17 protein-coding genes are annotated in these 16,375 nt (G+C 37.1%); 9 read left to right on the top strand and 8 right to left on the bottom strand.

The window, feature by feature from the left end; genetic code table 11:
- The first annotated feature begins 2 nt into the window (after nucleotides 1-2).
- Nucleotides 3-1,049, top strand: a complete 1,047-nt coding sequence (locus F4694_RS26270) for a GGDEF domain-containing protein (protein ID WP_179602879.1) — start codon at nucleotides 3-5, stop codon at nucleotides 1,047-1,049.
- Nucleotides 1,050-1,521: 472 nt separating this feature from the next.
- A complete protein-coding gene (locus F4694_RS26265; protein ID WP_179602878.1) occupies nucleotides 1,522-2,169 on the top strand; it encodes a glycosyltransferase in 648 nt (215 codons plus the stop codon).
- 38 nt (nucleotides 2,170-2,207) lie between these two features.
- Here F4694_RS26265 and F4694_RS26260 read toward each other — a convergent pair whose 3' ends face one another.
- The 4 genes from F4694_RS26260 to F4694_RS26250 form a co-directional block, all read right to left on the bottom strand.
- The gene (locus F4694_RS26260; protein WP_179602877.1) at nucleotides 2,208-3,509 is read right to left on the bottom strand and encodes an NCS2 family permease; all 1,302 of its coding nucleotides are present in this window, start codon (nucleotides 3,507-3,509) and stop codon (nucleotides 2,208-2,210) included.
- A 115-nt stretch (nucleotides 3,510-3,624) separates the two neighbouring features.
- Nucleotides 3,625-4,419 (bottom strand): nucleotidyltransferase domain-containing protein, encoded by a 795-nt coding sequence (locus F4694_RS26255; RefSeq protein ID WP_179602876.1) that lies wholly within the window; start codon nucleotides 4,417-4,419, stop codon nucleotides 3,625-3,627.
- Between the two features lie 211 nt (nucleotides 4,420-4,630).
- Nucleotides 4,631-4,891 carry a hypothetical protein gene (locus tag F4694_RS31885; RefSeq protein ID WP_218895845.1) on the bottom strand — a complete coding sequence of 87 codons (261 nt, stop codon included), beginning with the start codon at nucleotides 4,889-4,891 and terminating at the stop codon, nucleotides 4,631-4,633.
- A 93-nt stretch (nucleotides 4,892-4,984) separates the two neighbouring features.
- The gene (locus tag F4694_RS26250) at nucleotides 4,985-5,137 is read right to left on the bottom strand and encodes a hypothetical protein (RefSeq protein ID WP_179602875.1); all 153 of its coding nucleotides are present in this window, start codon (nucleotides 5,135-5,137) and stop codon (nucleotides 4,985-4,987) included.
- Nucleotides 5,138-5,291: 154 nt separating this feature from the next.
- Between F4694_RS26250 and F4694_RS26245 the strand changes: the two genes are divergently transcribed.
- On the top strand, nucleotides 5,292-5,522 hold the full coding sequence (locus F4694_RS26245; protein WP_179602874.1) for a hypothetical protein: 231 nt from the start codon (nucleotides 5,292-5,294) through the stop codon (nucleotides 5,520-5,522).
- Between the two features lie 39 nt (nucleotides 5,523-5,561).
- Here the strand turns inward: F4694_RS26245 and F4694_RS26240 are convergent, their stop codons facing one another.
- Nucleotides 5,562-6,074, bottom strand: coding sequence for a DoxX family membrane protein (locus F4694_RS26240; RefSeq protein WP_179602873.1), 513 nt, complete (start codon nucleotides 6,072-6,074; stop codon nucleotides 5,562-5,564).
- 156 nt (nucleotides 6,075-6,230) lie between these two features.
- Complete coding sequence (locus F4694_RS26235; RefSeq protein ID WP_179602872.1) at nucleotides 6,231-6,743, bottom strand: DoxX family membrane protein; 513 nt, start codon at nucleotides 6,741-6,743, stop codon at nucleotides 6,231-6,233.
- Between the two features lie 229 nt (nucleotides 6,744-6,972).
- Between F4694_RS26235 and F4694_RS26230 the strand changes: the two genes are divergently transcribed.
- The 3 genes from F4694_RS26230 (at nucleotide 6,973) to F4694_RS26220 (ending at nucleotide 9,051) form a co-directional block, all read left to right on the top strand.
- Nucleotides 6,973-7,680, top strand: coding sequence for an MBL fold metallo-hydrolase (locus F4694_RS26230; RefSeq protein WP_179602871.1), 708 nt, complete (start codon nucleotides 6,973-6,975; stop codon nucleotides 7,678-7,680).
- Between the two features lie 15 nt (nucleotides 7,681-7,695).
- Nucleotides 7,696-8,265, top strand: a complete 570-nt coding sequence (locus tag F4694_RS26225; RefSeq protein WP_179602870.1) for a TetR/AcrR family transcriptional regulator — start codon at nucleotides 7,696-7,698, stop codon at nucleotides 8,263-8,265.
- A gap of 177 nt (nucleotides 8,266-8,442) precedes the next feature.
- Complete coding sequence (locus F4694_RS26220) at nucleotides 8,443-9,051, top strand: exonuclease domain-containing protein (RefSeq protein WP_179602869.1); 609 nt, start codon at nucleotides 8,443-8,445, stop codon at nucleotides 9,049-9,051.
- A gap of 136 nt (nucleotides 9,052-9,187) precedes the next feature.
- On the opposite strand, the gene F4694_RS26215 is transcribed toward F4694_RS26220, so the two are convergent.
- Nucleotides 9,188-9,703, bottom strand: coding sequence for a DinB family protein (locus F4694_RS26215; protein WP_306458537.1), 516 nt, complete (start codon nucleotides 9,701-9,703; stop codon nucleotides 9,188-9,190).
- A 344-nt stretch (nucleotides 9,704-10,047) separates the two neighbouring features.
- On the opposite strand from F4694_RS26215, the gene F4694_RS26210 reads away from it, so the two are divergent.
- Both F4694_RS26210 and F4694_RS26205 read left to right on the top strand, forming a co-directional pair.
- Nucleotides 10,048-11,463, top strand: a complete 1,416-nt coding sequence (locus F4694_RS26210) for an MFS transporter (RefSeq protein ID WP_179602868.1) — start codon at nucleotides 10,048-10,050, stop codon at nucleotides 11,461-11,463.
- Nucleotides 11,464-11,867: 404 nt separating this feature from the next.
- Nucleotides 11,868-13,274, top strand: coding sequence for an MFS transporter (locus tag F4694_RS26205; protein WP_179602867.1), 1,407 nt, complete (start codon nucleotides 11,868-11,870; stop codon nucleotides 13,272-13,274).
- 191 nt (nucleotides 13,275-13,465) lie between these two features.
- Here the strand turns inward: F4694_RS26205 and F4694_RS26200 are convergent, their stop codons facing one another.
- Complete coding sequence (locus F4694_RS26200) at nucleotides 13,466-14,656, bottom strand: ROK family transcriptional regulator (protein WP_179602866.1); 1,191 nt, start codon at nucleotides 14,654-14,656, stop codon at nucleotides 13,466-13,468.
- Between the two features lie 235 nt (nucleotides 14,657-14,891).
- On the opposite strand from F4694_RS26200, the gene uxaC reads away from it, so the two are divergent.
- Nucleotides 14,892-16,295 carry a glucuronate isomerase gene (gene uxaC, locus F4694_RS26195; protein ID WP_179602865.1) on the top strand — a complete coding sequence of 468 codons (1,404 nt, stop codon included), beginning with the start codon at nucleotides 14,892-14,894 and terminating at the stop codon, nucleotides 16,293-16,295.
- Nucleotides 16,296-16,375 lie beyond the last annotated feature (80 nt).

Here is a 16,375-nt window from a genome sequence, read left to right as displayed (position 1 = left end):
TAATGGTAAAGAGATTTGAATCACTTAATGGGCTTAAGATACGCATTTATTTATGGGTCATACCCTGTATTGTTATTTCTCTCATCTCTAATACGCTTCTACAAAATGTAGAAGGCGTAACCAAATTTGATTTTACCATTAATAACATTCTCTCAATTTGGTTTATTATTAGTTGGTTTTTCCTGTATAAAAGAATCTTTATCCAATTCATGGAATATTCCAATTTGGCATTAGTTAGTTATTATCACGTTACGACTTTTTTTGATGCGGTCCGTAACTATATGGTTGTAGATGGAGGATCCCTTGGCGATTTTATCATCTGGATGCCAATTATCACTTTATTCTTTTTTCTAACCCTGGGTACAAAACGAGGTTTGTACTATTCCATCGTTATATTTCTTGCAACTTTTGTTATTGGTATCGTGTATTTACACCTTCTATCCTCAGAATCGATTGATTCGCTCGGTCAATATTACTTTGCTAACCTATTTTACATTATCGTTCTCTACTATGCGCAGCATGTGTTTAAGACTTATGCAGATCTTGAAATGTTTAAAAAGCACGCCTACTACGATTCATTAACGAGAATTGCCAATCGTCTACTGATTGATGAATGGCTTGAAAATAAACTCAAAGCTTTAGAGAATAGGAAAGATAGCTTTTCCATCATTTTCTTTGATATTGATCATTTTAAGTCAGTGAATGATAACTATGGGCATAAAATTGGTGATGAAGTCCTGGTAGAGTTAGCGAAACTCATCCAGTACCATCTTACAAATCGAGAGCTTTTTGGACGATGGGGTGGGGAAGAGTTCATTATCATCTCTAGTACGTCTAGTACGTCAGGGGAAGATACGGTTAGGCTAGCTGAGAAATTAAGGGAAGTAGTGGCTAACCATGATTTCAAAAGTACAGGAAACCTTACAGCTAGTTTTGGGGTTACCCAATCTAGACCAGGTGACAGCATCGATTCTCTATTGAATCGGGCTGATAGAGGTTTATATCAATGCAAGAATTGTGGAAGGAATCAAGTTAGTTATATTAATTGAAGGGTCAGTGCAGTGCACGAACCCTTTTTTTGCGGAAATTATGGTTTTTGTGTTTTTTAAATAAGCAAAAAAAGAGCCTGGTACACGGGTACCAGGCTAAATTATGGGAAGTTTTAAGAATAAGGTTCCTTAAACCTTAAGACTCAAATAAGTTATCTTTATAATAGGAAAAACATTTGTAGAAGTTATAGAGAAGTTATGTGGAATTTGTGAAGATGGCATAATTGGCAAAAAAAAGGATTGGTACCCGGGTACCAATCAAATTATGGGAAGTTTTTAAGAATAAGGTTCCTAAAACCTAAGTCTCAAATAAGTTATCTTTATAATAGAATAAACATTTGTAGAAGTTATAGAGAAGTTGTGTGGAAATTATGAAGATGTTAATACGAAAATTTTTTCCGTATGAGTGAAAATGGATATATTATCTAATAATAAATTGACCGGTTAATTTTATTATTAGGAGATGAATTGAATGAAACACTTATCAAAAATCTTGGTTTTGTTTCTCTCATTTGTATTAATCTTCCCAACATTCACAAATGCTGAAGGGAACGAACGGGCCGAGCGGCAAACGCAGCCTCTAAGTCAGAAAGCTGTCCAGCTTAGGGTTGATATGAGGGAACTTTGGACGGAACACGCTTTTTGGACAGAAAAGTTTGTAACAAGTTACATTGCAGGTCTTGAGGACCAAGAACCAGTGCTAACAAGATTATTAAAAAATCAGGACGATCTTGGGAATGCCATCAAACCTTATTATGGAGAAGAAGCAGGTAACAAGCTTGCACAGCTGTTAAGAGGGCATATTCAAATTGCCGGTAAGGTAGTGGCAGCAGCGAAAAGTGGAAATCAGCCTGATTTCAAAAAATACAGCGATGAATGGTTTAAAAATGCAGATGATATTACAAACTTTTTAAGTGCTGCAAATCCTAATTACAATAAAAAAGAATTAAATGAAATGATGTATATGCATTTAAGATTCATTACAGAAGGTGTGGCGGCCAAACTTAATAAGGCTTGGAATCAGAACATTACTGCATTAGACAAAAATCAAAATCATCTCATGCATATGGCTGATTTCCTTACAAACGGGATTATCAAGCAGTTCCCAAATAAGTTTTAAAAAAAATGGAGCCCAACTTAGGTTGGGGCTCCATTTTTTTAATGCGGTAAAAATGCCAGCTGGTAAAAGAATAAGACAGCGAAAACATATAGAAGCGGATGAACCTCACGCCATTTTCCTTTCACTATTTTCAGAAGAGGATAGCTGATGAAACCAAGTGCAATGCCTGTGGCAATGCTGGATGTTAACGGCATGCTTAGGATTACTAGGAACGCCGGGAAGGCCTCATCTAATTCATTCCATTTAATTTTTGCAATGCTTCCCATCATCATACTGCCGACAATGATTAGGGCAGGAGCAGTAATCGCAGAAATACCTGAAACGGCACTGACAAGAGGTCCGAAGAATGCCGATAGAATAAACAAAATAGCAACGGTCAGGGAAGTTAATCCTGTCCGTCCTCCTGCTGCAACTCCTGATGTGGATTCAATAAAAGCGGTTGTTGGGCTTGTACCAAACATGGCTCCGATAGATGTAGCAACAGAGTCAGACAGCAATGCTTGACGGGCACGTGGGAATTTTCCATTTTTCATTAAACCAGCCTGATTTGCAACACCAATCATTGTTCCGGTGGTGTCAAAGATTGTTACTAGAATGAATGAAAAGACAACTGCATATAGACTATGCTGAATAACATCACTTAATGCTGTAATAGGGTTTCCAACAATTAGCCCTTCAGGAAGGGATGGTAATGAAACAAAGCCTTGATCGAATGAAAGTTGGTTCGTAAAAAAGGCTATGAGTCCTGTGATAATCATTCCAAAAAATAGAGCACCATTAATTCGCAGCACCATCAGAATGAGTGTAATCGCTAAACCGACAATTGCAAGCAGGGCTGAAGGAGACCTAAGATCACCTAATCCAACAAGATTGGTAGGATGAGCAGTAATAATGTGTGTAAGTCTTAGCCCGATAAAAGCAATAAATAAACCTATACCTGCTGTAATCCCATGTTTCAGGTTATCTGGAATCGCATCGATTAATTTCTCTCTAAAGGGCGTTAAAGATAAAATAACAAAAATAATACCAGCAATAAAAACAGCAGCAAAGGCTGTCTCATAATTAATATTTTGTCCGCCGCCGACAACAGAGTATGCGAAGTATGCATTAAGCCCCATACCGGGTGCAATGGCGATTGGATAATTTGCAAACAAGGCCATCCAAAGTGTCCCAACAACTGCAGAGATAATCGTTGCTGTGAAGACTTGTTCAAATGGAACACCTGCATCAGCAAGAATGACTGGGTTAACAACCACAATGTAGACCATTGTAAAGAAGGTTGTGATTCCTGCGAGTAGTTCAGTTTTTGTATTTGTTTGGTTTTCTTTTAGTTTAAACATAAGTTCCTCCAAAACACGAACATTTATTAACAACCTTTATATAATATTCGTTTTTAGTGATATTTTCAAGCGTTACTTGAAAAATATACACCACTTTAAATATGACAATTTATAGTTAACCCCAAACTTCATCTAGTGTTTCTCGAAACAATTGATTTAAGACTTCGGTTTGGTCGGATTTATTTACTGATATTTCCCTTACATACTGCTCTAAATGCTCAATCTCACCTTCAACGAAGTGATTGATGAGCTCAGTTCTAGGATTTGGGGCAAGAACTTCACCAGCTTTTTTAAGCTTAATGATATCGTCGAGTACTATGCTAATCTCATTGGTTGGAAGAATATCCTCAACTAACTGTGTAAATTTAATAGGGGGGAATGCATGGTGCTTTTCAATCCACTTAGCTGCGAACAGCGGCCGGAATATGTTGATATATCTTTTTATTTTAACTTCCCGTCGGTTTAAGTAATCTCTATAATTACCTTTTGCCATTTTTAGGTAGTGGTGAATGCTAGCAATTGGAGAAAAGATTTGACTTTCTAATTCTTTCATTTTACTGATTGCAGTGGACTCTTGGTAGTATACGATAGTTGAATGAAGCCATTCCAGCAGAGGCGGATTTGATTTCCGGAATAACCGTAATGCTTTGGTAAGTTCCCAGCCATTCAAGTCTAGAAGTTTGTCTACATGGATTGAGATTTTATCATGCTTCGGAACTTCCAGCACGTCGCGCCTTTGGTCAATTGAGAGATACCATTCTTTTTTATGAACATAAATAAATCGGACATCATAATCGCTATCTTTAGAAGGGAATCCCCAGGCTCTGCTGCCTGATTCACAGGCATAAAGAATTTTTACATTAAACTCTTTTTCGATCTGTTTTAGGACTAATAAAATGTGTTCTTTCAATTTGATACCTCATTTACTTAATTTGTAACTTCCCTTTAACATCGACTTACTATGATTAACATCCTAGCACTGTGAGAGTAATTCTCATAATCACTGCCATAAGGGTCAAGGGAATAACGTCCTTATTGTTGAATATATAAACAATAGGGCATTATTCCTTTTTTAATGAATAAACAGGGGGAGATGAGATGTTATCGAGGCAATTAATTATCTATTTCCTGCTTTGTATAGTTGCAATTGTCATGGTTAGAGAATTTTCATTTAACCCGGAGTCCTTTTCCAGTAACCGTAATTCAGTCATTCTTATTTTTCCTTTCGTATTGTTGGCCTTTTCCCTTTTTGGGTATGAATTATTTCTAAAACTTAGGGATGCTTCATTTAACGTTTGTACTTGGCGAAAAATGATCATATGTTCCTTTATCATCATGTTGGCCTCAAGTGTATTAGAATTTGTATATTTTTCTGAGTTCATTCATAAGTTTGGCAGACCGCTTACAAGGGAAGCATCTCGAATTTACATCTATCCATGGTTAAACCAATACACAAATACGGTCTTTGTTAACTTTTACACCTTCCTCATGTATGCTTCTACAGTAACGTTCTGCACATCATTAATAACGTTGGTTAAAAAGTAATCCACAATGATCATGAAATACTTCCATTTTACCTGGAAAGCAATAGCTATAATGCCATTTTTTTTATCTTTTAATCTGTACAAAAATTTTCTTCCTAAACAAAAATGTTTTTTGTTGTTGTTCATATGAGATTTGCCATATAATAGGGTTATAAAAAGTTCACATAATTGTCAAATTTATTTTATTAATATAATGGAAAAGTGTTAAACATAATCGGTAGAGATGGAGGGAATGGAAATGATTAGAATGGCTGTTGCTGGTGTCTTGGGTTTTGTTTTAATTTTTATAGAATCAATGATCGTGATGAAAATTAAAGGGTATCATGGTATCGAATTTGGCGGGTTAGCACCGTTTATTAATGTTTGGGCGATGAATTTCTTTTTAGTATTTGCTATCCTAACGCAAATCACTAATTGGTATCAGGATCGTGTAGGTTTTGAAAATCCAGAAGAAGATAATAGTTATTAAAAAAGTGCCTCAATCAACATGTGATTGAGGCACTTTTCGTTACGCGTGTTGTTTTGCTGTTTCTTTGCCTTTGAAAACTGTTTTACGGATGAATGGAACCACCCAGCGGTCAAGACCAATACGACCTGCGTTGTACCCAGCTGTTAAGATGATGAAGCCTAAGAAAATGTCAGTTGGGTTATGAGATACTGTCCCTGCTAGGAAGAAAGAGAAGTTCATTACTAGACCAAAGAACATCGCTGCTGTTGTTAAACATCCTAATAGAAGTCCTAAACCGATTAATGTTTCGCCCCAAGGAACGATGGTGTTGAAAACATCAATGTTTGGAAGTGCAAAGTTACTTAAGAAATCAACATACCAGCCATAAAGCACATTACCTTCTGGACCTGATACTGGTTTCGCAATGGCACCTTTTAGGAAACCTGAAGCGTCAAATCCGCCGCCTGTTAATTTTCCTAAACCAGCGGTGAACCAAGAATAACCAAGGTATAAACGAATGACAGTTAAAATAGCCGCAGAAATTTTGTTTTCTCTTAAAAATTTGTTAAACATAATGTATTCCGCCTTTCAAAAATTAGTTTGTATTTGATAGTTTCACTATATAAAATTTTGAGGGTTAACAACATGGCTGTAGTGATAAGTTCACACTTTGTTTAAAATGTTTTGTCAGAATCTTGAACAACTTGGTTGAAAATTACTTTGCAGCTGTTAGGCTGTCGCTTTTGCTTTGCTGCTTTCAGTTTTCATTGTTTTACGGATGAATGGAACTACCCAGCGATCAAGACCGAAACGACCTGCGTTATAACCAGCAGTTAAGATGATAAAACCTAAGAAAATATCGGTTGGATTGTGAGATACAGTTCCTGCTAAGAAGAAAGAAAAGTTCATCACTAGACCAAAGAACATAGCTGCAGTTGTTAAACATCCTAATAAAAGTCCTAAGCCGATTAATGTTTCGCCCCAAGGGACGATGTGGTTGAAGATATCAATGTTTGGTAAGGCAAAGCTATCTAAGAAGTGAACATACCAGCTATAAACCATGTTGCCATCTGGACCTTTTACTGGATTAGCAACTGCTCCTTTTAAGAAACCAGAAGCATCGAACCCGCCACCTGTTAATTTTCCTAAACCTGCTGTAAACCAAGAATATCCGAGATATAAACGTAAGACTGTCAATATTCCAGCCGCAATTTTGTTTTCTCTTAAGAAATTCATAAACATTATAAGGCCATCTCCTTGTTAAATATGTTTTAAATATTTATTACACTGCTAATATAACAAATTAATCTTGAATTGAGGGTAAATTGTTCACTGTTTCACATATCTGTAAAAAAGATTTGAACAAATTGTTAACATGGGCAGGGAAAGTTTTTTTATAAGAAGCTCTTGATAAAACTAATATCATTAGTTAAAATAAAACTAATGATATTAGTTAAAGGAGCTGGGGATTATGAGATTGCTAAAAAAGGAATTTTTATATCAGATAACCTTTATGGCAAGTGTGTTTCCGGTAAATTGCTATTTGGTCGAAGAAGAGCATGGATTGACCTTAATAGACGCAGCTCTGCCATTTAGTAAGAAGGGAATTTTTACGGCTGCTGAAATGATTGGGAAACCAATTACAAAAATAATTTTAACCCATGCACATGAGGATCATGTGGGTGCACTTGATAAGATAAAGGAAGAACTGACTGATGTACCAGTTTATATTTCGGTGAGGGATAACAGAATAATGAATGGAGACAGCTCGCTTGATGTGCACGAGCACCAAACTCCGATAAAAGGCGGCGTCCCAAAAAAGCTGAAGACCAGAGCGAATGTACTATTAAAAGAGGGAGACCTTATCGGTTCGTTGGCAGCTATTGAAACTCCGGGACATACTCCGGGATCGATGTCTTTCATTGATCATCGGACCAAGGCCATAATTGCAGGGGACGCCTTTCAAACGAGAGGTGGAATAGCAGTAGCGGGAGATATAAAACCATGGTTTCCGTTTCCAGCCTTTGGTACATGGAGTAAAGAAACTTCATTAGAAAGTGCAAAGAAATTGGTGAGTTTTCAACCTAAGCTGCTTGCAGTCGGACATGGTGAGATGGTGGAGAACCCGATTGGAGTAATGGAACAGGCAATCAAACGTATAGAGAAGAAATTGAGCTAAAGGAGTTAGAGATGGATGTCACCTAGACCAAAGGTTGGACTTGATATAAAGGAGATTTTAGAAGCAGCAGCGGAGTTGGCAGACCAGTTTGGGATGCAAGAAGTTACCTTGGCAAATCTAGCGAAGAAATTAGGAATCCGTCCTCCTTCGTTATATAACCATTTTGATGGGCTGGGCGGGTTAAGAAAGAAAATGGCGATATATGGAATAGAACGGCTATATGAGGTAATAGCAAAAGCAGCTATTGGGGTTGCAGGAGATGAAGCTGTTCTAACTATAAGTAAAGCATACGTTAACTTTGCACGGGAGCATCCTGGGATTTATGAGTCAACATTGATGGCACCGGATTTGGAAGATGAGGAGGTTCAGCTTGCGGGTTCTAAGATTGTTGAACTCACTGTTCGGATTTTACAGGCTTATAGTTTAGAAGGAGACACTGCTATACATGCAGTCAGAGGCCTACGAAGCATTTTACACGGTTTTTCTTCATTAGAAAGGAGTGGTGGATTTAAAATGGCGTTAGATCTAAATGAAAGCTTGGAAATTATAATAAAAGCGTTTATTCAAGGCATTCAAGAGAGTTAGTTTTTTTGGAAGAGCAGTTTCGCAGATAAAAGTTATTCTAAGATTTACCAAACCCTTAAAAATCAAAAGAAAACAATACGTTTTTCGCTAAACTTAAAGGACTTACCAAATGGCAAGTCTTCTTTTTTAATAAGATGTTATAATAGTAGTAATATCATGATTAAAGGAATGAAATATATGCGGAAACTTGAGAAATTGGGTCTAGTATTGGACGTTGAAACAACAGGATTAGGGCCGACTACAGATGAAGTAATAGAACTTGCTCTGAAATTGTTTTCTTATAGAACTGATACGGGTGAGATTCAAGAAATTATTGAGGAAGATTCTTTCTTGCGAGAGCCGCTTACCAGTTCTGCTAGAAGGAACTATGACCGTGCTTATCAAATTCATGGGATTCCCTATGAACTGGTGGCAGGAAAGAGTTTCACGGATGTTAAGATAAAATCTTATTTCCATCGCGCAGATTCCGTTTTTGCTCACAATGCTTCCTTTGACCGCAGCTTTCTCTATCATATGTACCCAGAAGTGAATGATTTAAATTGGTTTTGTACCATGCGGGGTGTGAAATGGAAGAACTATGGCTTTCCAAATGGTAAACTCCTAACCCTATTGCAGGCACACCAAATTACAAATCACCAAACACATAGAGCACTTGACGATATTACATACCTCATGGACCTACTCAGAAGAACCAGTCCAAATGGAAACCTCTATCTTCAAGAAGTACTCGAAAATGGACCAATGAGAAAATACCAGCCAGCAGCCACCCGCACCAAAATGGGCTAATAGCACACAAAAAAGCAACAGACCAAATCTCAGCGATTTGGTCTGTTTTTTTAAGTCTCCTTTACAACTGTCCGCCTGAGGTGGAAAGTGTCCACGAGCGGTGCCTGTCACCCATCACTGTCACCAATCACCCACATTATAAGTATCTTTCTTCAATGATTTTGCAATGGTGCATTTGGTGGCCCGCGATGATGTAGGCGATGGCTCGTGTGGTGATTTCCATTCCGTTTGCGTTGCCTTTGTTTTCCCATGCCTCACTTGGGAGGTTTTGAATGAGGGTGATGGTTGCGTTTCTGACTGCTTTGAAGTCTTCTAGTATGGTTTTTATGGATAGGTTGTTTGTTTGTGCTGCCTGGACGTATTGGTTCTCTTCAAACCCCGCTAAAGGTGTTTGATCACCGCGCCCTACACGCAAAAGGCGGTAGCTCATGATTCTTTCGGTATCCGTTATGTGGCCAAGTACTTCTTTAATACTCCATTTGCCTGGTGCATAACGATTTAAACTTACTTCCTCAGAAATCCCTCCGAAAAGTGAAACTGTCTTTTCAAGACTTTCTCTTAACAACTCTACTAAGTCACCTTCAGGGACTAGGTCAACATATGGTACATAATAAGCGGGATACTCATTTTTTGCTGGACGTTGAAACATCATAATCCTCTCCTTTCAATTAATAATCCATAAAGCAAGCCTACCATAATATTTGAAATAATTAAATAATTAACCGCAACCTGGCAATGAATAAGATGGAAAAAAATTATAACCGCTTTCAAAATATTATTGACGAATATTGTCGAGGGTGATATTCTATGTATACAGTTATTTTGTTAGTTCATTAAACAAATTAATTGGAATATACAACCATTCTCGAGATGTCTGGTATTATTTTTATTTAGTATTTTAGTAAGGGGTTTCACAAAAATAAACTTCTAAGAATTTGCAATTATGTAAGGGTTTTAATTAATTATTTTAGAATGATTTTATTGGGAGGGTTAAAAATGGCTCAAGCATTACAAAAGAAAGTAGAAACCCCACAATCAGCGGGGAACGCAGTACGCCCATTTGGGATGAAAGATAAGTTAGGTTATCTATTCGGTGATTTTGGAAACGATTTCTTCTTTATTCTGGTTGCAGCTTTCCTTATGGTTTATTACACCGATATTTATGGTCTTAATCCAGCTGCTGTCGGGGGACTATTCCTGATCGCACGTTTATGGGATGCAGTTGCTGACATTACTTGGGGCCGCTTCATCGATACAAGGAAAGCAGGAAAGAATGGAAAGTTTAGACCTTGGATCTTTAGAATGTCATTTCCACTTGTCATTACTGGTATATTAATGTTTGTTCATATTCCAGGAATGTCTGATGGATTTTACCTTGCGTATGCATATGTAACCTATATTATTTGGGGAACATTATATTCTACTGTTAATATTCCTTATGGCTCTATGGCATCTGTAATCACAGGTGATCCTGTTGAACGTACGGCACTATCTAGCTGGAGAACATTAGGGGGGAACTTAGCTGGGTTAATCATTAATGTTGTAGGACCAATGATTCTGTTTGTTGACAATAAAGCAGATGCAAATCGATTCCTTTTAGGCGCTATCATTTTCGGTGTTCTTGCAATCGCTTGTTATATGGCATGCTATAAATTATCTGTTGAACGTATTGTAATGGATGAAACAAATAAACCAAAAGCGAACTTTGGCAAAACCGTAAAAGGTCTTGGTAAAAACAGACCACTCATTGTGTTCCTTACTCTTTCTTTACTGTTCTTGGTTTGCTTTATGTTAATTGGTACGGTAAACGTATATTTATTTAAAGATTTCTTTGAAAACGCTAAAGCATTAAGTATGGTTGGTCTTCTTCAATCAGTGGCAGTGTTTGTTGGTATGCCAATGGTAAAACCGTTAGTTTCAAAATTCGGTAAAAAAGAAGTGGCTGCAGCTGGTCTCTTACTTGCAGCACTTGTATATGCGGTTTTATATTTCTTACCTAACTTAACAGCAACACAATTTATCGGAGTATTAACAGTAGGTATGTTTGGTTATGGTATTTTCAACCTAGTTATTTGGGCTTTCGTTACAGACATCATTGATTACCATGAGTATTTAACAGGACTGCGTGAAGATGGAACCGTTTACTCTATCTACTCAATGGCTCGTAAAATTGGACAGGCAGTTGCTGGTGGTGTTGGTGGTGCAGCGATTGCAGCGGTGGGTTACCATGCTGGTGCCGAATCTCAATCAGCTGAAACGCTGCAAGGAATTCATACACTTGCTACATTAGTACCTGCAGTGATACTTACTATTATATTCTTAATGATTGTATTCCTGTATCCATTAAACAAAAAACGCACAGAACAACTTGCACTTGATTTAGTTGAAAAAAGAAAATCATATAATAACTAAATTCTATTTTGAAGAAAAAGGTAGCAACAACTGGTTGCTGCTTTTTCTATTTTAGTAACCCCTTTTTGCATGTTGCTTAAAGGGGGTTAATCGTTAATTGAGTGAAAAATAGAAGGCGCTGAGAACCTACTATTGTTTTTAAACAAAACTTACATTTCTAAGAGAAGAGAACATTACCACTACAACCGCTTACAAAACTATTGACGAATAGTATAAATGGGTATATTCTAATTGTGTAATTAATTTGTTAGTTTATTAAACAAAATAATTAAAGCAAAAAACACTCTCGAGAAGTCGGTCTTTTGTTGTGATTAATTTAGTAAGGGGATACACAAAATAGTTTCAATACAATTTTATCCATTCTAGAAATGATTTTTTAGAATATTTTGTGGGAGGGTAAAGAAATGGCTCAAGCATTGCAAAAGAGAGTAGAATCCCCACAATCAGGTGGGAAAACAGTACGTCCATTTGGTTTTAAAGATAAATTAGGATACTTGTTTGGAGACTTTGGAAACGATTTCTTCTTTATCCTAGCCGCTTCATTCTTAATGGTATTTTATACGGATATTTTTCATATTAATCCTGCTCATGTCGGACTATTATTCACGGTCGCCCGTCTTTGGGATGCTTTTGCCGACGTAACATGGGGTCGTTTCATTGATACGAGAAAGGCAACTGCTCAAGGAAAATTTAGACCATGGATTTTAAGAATGTCATTTCCACTAGTAATCATGGGTATATTGATGTTCGTAAAGATACCTGGCATGTCGGAAGGGTTTTACCTAGCTTATGCCTACGTAACATATATTGTGTGGGGAACATTATATTCTACTGTTAATATTCCTTATGGCTCCATGGCTTCAGTGATTACAGGTGATCCGGTAGAACGTACTTCCCTATCAAGCTGGAGAACGTTAGGTGGTCAAATGGCAGGTTTAATTATTAACGTAGTTGGACCAATTATTTTATTCGTTAATAATAAACCGGACGCAAATCGCTTCATTCTAGCAGCATTAATTTTCGGTGGACTTGCACTTGCTTGTTACATTGCTTGCTATAAATTATCTGTGGAACGTATCGTCATAGATGAAACAAATAAAGAAAAAGTAAATTTTGGTCAAACAATGAAGGGGCTTACTAAAAACAAACCATTAATGGTGTTCCTAGTAGCTGCATTGACATTCATGATTGTCTTCATGTTAATTGGTACGGTAAACGTTTATCTATTTAAGGATTATTTCACGAATGCTAAAGCATTAAGTATAGTAGGTCTTCTTCAAGCAGTTGCTGTCTTTATCGCCATGCCATTTATTCAACCATTGGTTAAGAAATTTGGTAAAAAAGAAGTGGCTTCCGGTGGATTACTGGTCGCAGCACTTGTATACGGAATTCTATATTTCCTTCCCAATTTAACAGCAACACAATTTATTGGTGTATTAACCGTTGCTATGTTTGGTTATGGTGTATTTAACCTTGTAGTGTGGGCGTTTGTTACAGACGTAATCGATTATCACGAGTATTTAACAGGTCTCAGAGAAGACGGTACTGTTTATTCAATTTACTCAATGGCACGTAAAATCGGACAAGCGGTTGCTGGCGGTGTTGGTGGTGCAGCGATTGCAGCAGTTGGTTACCATGCGGGTGCCGAAACACAATCAGCTGAAACATTACAAGGAATTCATACACTTGCTACATTAGTACCTGCACTGACACTTGGTGTCGTGTTCCTAATGATTGTATTCTTATATCCATTAAACAAAAAGCGTACTGCACAACTTGCAATGGATTTAGCTGCAAAAAGAAAATCTTAATATTTCATTAGAGGTAAGATTGTTGTGACTATTGCATAACAACCTTATCTTTTTTTTGAACATTATTGTTTTAAATGCTATCCGTGGGCAGAGGAGAGTCTCCTTTGCTTAAACAACAGAAAGCAATAATAGATAAAAAGATCCCCTTTCGTATAGTGAAAGGGGATTTTTTAGAAGTAAAGAGCTGAATACTATATGTTAACGCTTGCATTTTTATTTGATTGGTTAAATTGTAAATTCAACATCGGAACCTCTAAGAAATGTTTAATGGCAAATGCACACGCACCAAGTACGGCAGAGTTTCTGCCAATGGAAGAAATCTGTAGTGCACGGTAATGGCTAATCGAAGAATTCAAGTTTTCTCTTATTTTATCGAGAGAATTCGGGTACATCCGCAGGAGCTCACTATCAAGAACAAGCACGTCAGGATTATACATATTGATCATATTATTTAAACCAATGGAGAGGTAGTAAATAAATTGTTCCATCAATTGATGTACTTCTTCGTCACCTTCATCAAGCCACTTTTGGATATCCTCATATGTCACAGAATTCATTTGCTTTGTTTCGGATAGATGCTTGAAAATAGCTCTTTCAGAGGCATATTTTTCCCAACAGCCTTTATTCCCGCAATTACACTGAATTCCATTTGGTACTACAATCATGTGGCCGATTTCACCAGCAAACCCATCATGTCCCCGAAAGAACTCGTTGTTCATCATCATTCCTAGACCTATACCGGAATAAAGAGTAGCAGATAATAAGTTATCTGTTTCATGATGCACATAAACCCGCTCAGCAAAAGCACTTAGGTTCGCATTGTTTTCTATATAAACGTTGATATCGATTTGTCTTTCAATATCCTTCTTAAGGGTAATGTTATTCCACCGTAAGCGTGGTACATAGTGTATGGTTTCATCTTTTCCCACTAGACCATGAATGGCAATAACAATTCCGATAACTCCATATTTGCTGTAAGCGTATTCAGATTTATACACTTTGATATGCTCAACTAAAAGATTCAGTATCTCTTTGTAGTCTGTTGTATTTGTTTCTATCCTTTTCGAGTGGATTGGAGTTCCCGTAAGATCAGAAACCGTAAAAGAAATATGGTCAAAATCAAGGTCAATGCCAAGAGCGTAACCTGCCTCACTGTTAATGGAAAGCATAATAGGTTTTCTTCCAACGGTATAATGCTCAAGCTGTGTTTCTATTATGAGCCCTTCGTCAATTAAATCTGCAACCTGTGCGGAGATAGTCGCACGTGTGAGAGCTGTTACTTTTGATAAATCTGCCCTAGAAATTAACCCTTCTTTGACAATCTCTCTTAGAATAATCGAGCGATTAATTTTTTTTATATATGACGCGTCACCGGTAATCATCTGTATCCTCCATTTCGAGCGCTTTTCTACTATAACAATAGTATAACAGGTTATTTCATATAGGTCTCTTTTGAATAGTAAAAAAATATAAACTGTCAATTGACTTAACAAATTAAACATGATAAGTTAGTAATGTAATTAATTTGTTTACTAAACAAATTAAACAAAAAATCATGAAATTATTTAATAAATTTGTAAGGGTTTACAGAAAATAGTAGTAACTGGAGGGTATCGAATGAAAAACTTTTTAGACAAAGACTTCTTGTTAGATACAGAAACATCCGTAAACTTATTTGAAAATGCAGCACAGGGGTTACCGATTTTTGACTTCCACTGTCACTTAGATCCACAAGAGGTCTGGGAAAATAAGTCATATGAAAGTATCACTCAATTATGGCTTGGAGGAGACCATTACAAGTGGCGTACGATGCGTATCAACGGTATTGCCGAGAAATACATTACTGGTGATGCTTCAGATTGGGAGAAATTCGCTGCTTGGGCAAAAACGGTGCCAAACCTAATGGGCAACCCGCTTTATCATTGGACTCACATGGAGTTGAAAATGTACTTTGGAATTGAAAAATTACTTAGCCCTTCAACTGCACGTGAAATTTACGATGAATGTAATGAAAAGCTAAAATCATCAGATTACACAGCAAGAGCGTTTATTGCGAAATCAAATGTGAAATTTATTGGGACAACGGATGATCCTAATTCAACATTGGAATACCATCGTTTATTAAAAAATGATGAAACTTTTGCTCCTATTATCGCTCCAACATTCCGTCCAGATGGAGCTCTTTTCATTGAGCGTCCTACATTTGCCGGCTGGACCCGGAAATTAGAAGAGGTTTCTGGAATTAAAGTAGATTCACTAGACGGTTTCTTGAATGCACTGCAGCAGCGTGTTGATTTCTTCCACGAAAATGGCGGCCGTGCATCTGACCATGATATTCAAAAAATGGAATTTGTAGAAACAACAAAGGAAGAGATTGAAGTTATTTTCAAAAAAGGATTGAACGGGGAACAGCTTTCTAATGAAGAACTGATTGCTTACCGTTGGTTCCTATTAACAGAGCTTGGAAAAATGTATGCTGGAAAACAGTGGGTTATGCAGCTTCATATGGGTGCATTAAGAAACAACAATACAAAAATGAAAGAGCTTATTGGACCAGACACAGGATTTGATTCTGTCGGAGAATCAAATTTCGCTGAAGGTATATCTAGATTCCTTGATACTTTGGAGCAGCAAAATGCTTTACCAAGAACAGTATTGTTTAATCTTAACCCTAAAGATAATCCAGTTCTAGCTGGTATGATGGGGAACTTCTATGAAGAAGGTGTTCCAGGTAAAATTCAGTTTGGTTCTGGCTGGTGGTTTAACGATCATATCGATGGAATGGAAAGACAAATGAAAGATCTTGCAAATGTAGGTCTGTTGAGTCATTTTATTGGAATGCTGACAGACTCACGCAGCTTCCTTTCTTATGCACGTCATGAATACTTCCGCCGTATTCTTTGCAACCTATTGGGTGATTGGGCAGATAGAGGACTAGTGCCTAATGATATGGAATTCCTTGAACAAATGGTTAGAAATATTGGCTACAATAACGCCGAAAAATACTTTTTACAACGCTAGGAATTAAGTGAGGTCAGGGGCGCCCTTTAAAAGGGCTTCCCCCCCTTTAAAACATTGAATAGTTTGTTATTTCGATTTAT

Source organism: Neobacillus driksii, assembly GCF_013409995.1.
GTDB lineage: Bacteria > Bacillota > Bacilli > Bacillales > Cytobacillaceae > Neobacillus > Neobacillus driksii.
Note: the sequence above shows the minus strand (reverse complement) of the source record. Positions and strands in the feature narration are given on the sequence as shown.

Coding starts and splice junctions, on each gene's coding strand:
- F4694_RS26270 (WP_179602879.1), top strand. CDS start 3: ATGGTAAAGAGATTTGAATCACTTAATGGGCTTAAGATACGCATTTAT.
- F4694_RS26265 (WP_179602878.1), top strand. CDS start 1,522: ATGAAACACTTATCAAAAATCTTGGTTTTGTTTCTCTCATTTGTATTA.
- F4694_RS26260 (WP_179602877.1), bottom strand. CDS start 3,509: ATGTTTAAACTAAAAGAAAACCAAACAAATACAAAAACTGAACTACTC.
- F4694_RS31885 (WP_218895845.1), bottom strand. CDS start 4,891: ATGAACTCAGAAAAATATACAAATTCTAATACACTTGAGGCCAACATG.
- F4694_RS26245 (WP_179602874.1), top strand. CDS start 5,292: ATGATTAGAATGGCTGTTGCTGGTGTCTTGGGTTTTGTTTTAATTTTT.
- F4694_RS26240 (WP_179602873.1), bottom strand. CDS start 6,074: ATGTTTAACAAATTTTTAAGAGAAAACAAAATTTCTGCGGCTATTTTA.
- F4694_RS26235 (WP_179602872.1), bottom strand. CDS start 6,743: ATGTTTATGAATTTCTTAAGAGAAAACAAAATTGCGGCTGGAATATTG.
- F4694_RS26230 (WP_179602871.1), top strand. CDS start 6,973: ATGAGATTGCTAAAAAAGGAATTTTTATATCAGATAACCTTTATGGCA.
- F4694_RS26225 (WP_179602870.1), top strand. CDS start 7,696: ATGTCACCTAGACCAAAGGTTGGACTTGATATAAAGGAGATTTTAGAA.
- F4694_RS26220 (WP_179602869.1), top strand. CDS start 8,443: ATGCGGAAACTTGAGAAATTGGGTCTAGTATTGGACGTTGAAACAACA.
- F4694_RS26215 (WP_306458537.1), bottom strand. CDS start 9,703: ATGATGTTTCAACGTCCAGCAAAAAATGAGTATCCCGCTTATTATGTA.
- F4694_RS26210 (WP_179602868.1), top strand. CDS start 10,048: ATGGCTCAAGCATTACAAAAGAAAGTAGAAACCCCACAATCAGCGGGG.
- F4694_RS26205 (WP_179602867.1), top strand. CDS start 11,868: ATGGCTCAAGCATTGCAAAAGAGAGTAGAATCCCCACAATCAGGTGGG.
- F4694_RS26200 (WP_179602866.1), bottom strand. CDS start 14,656: ATGATTACCGGTGACGCGTCATATATAAAAAAAATTAATCGCTCGATT.
- uxaC (WP_179602865.1), top strand. CDS start 14,892: ATGAAAAACTTTTTAGACAAAGACTTCTTGTTAGATACAGAAACATCC.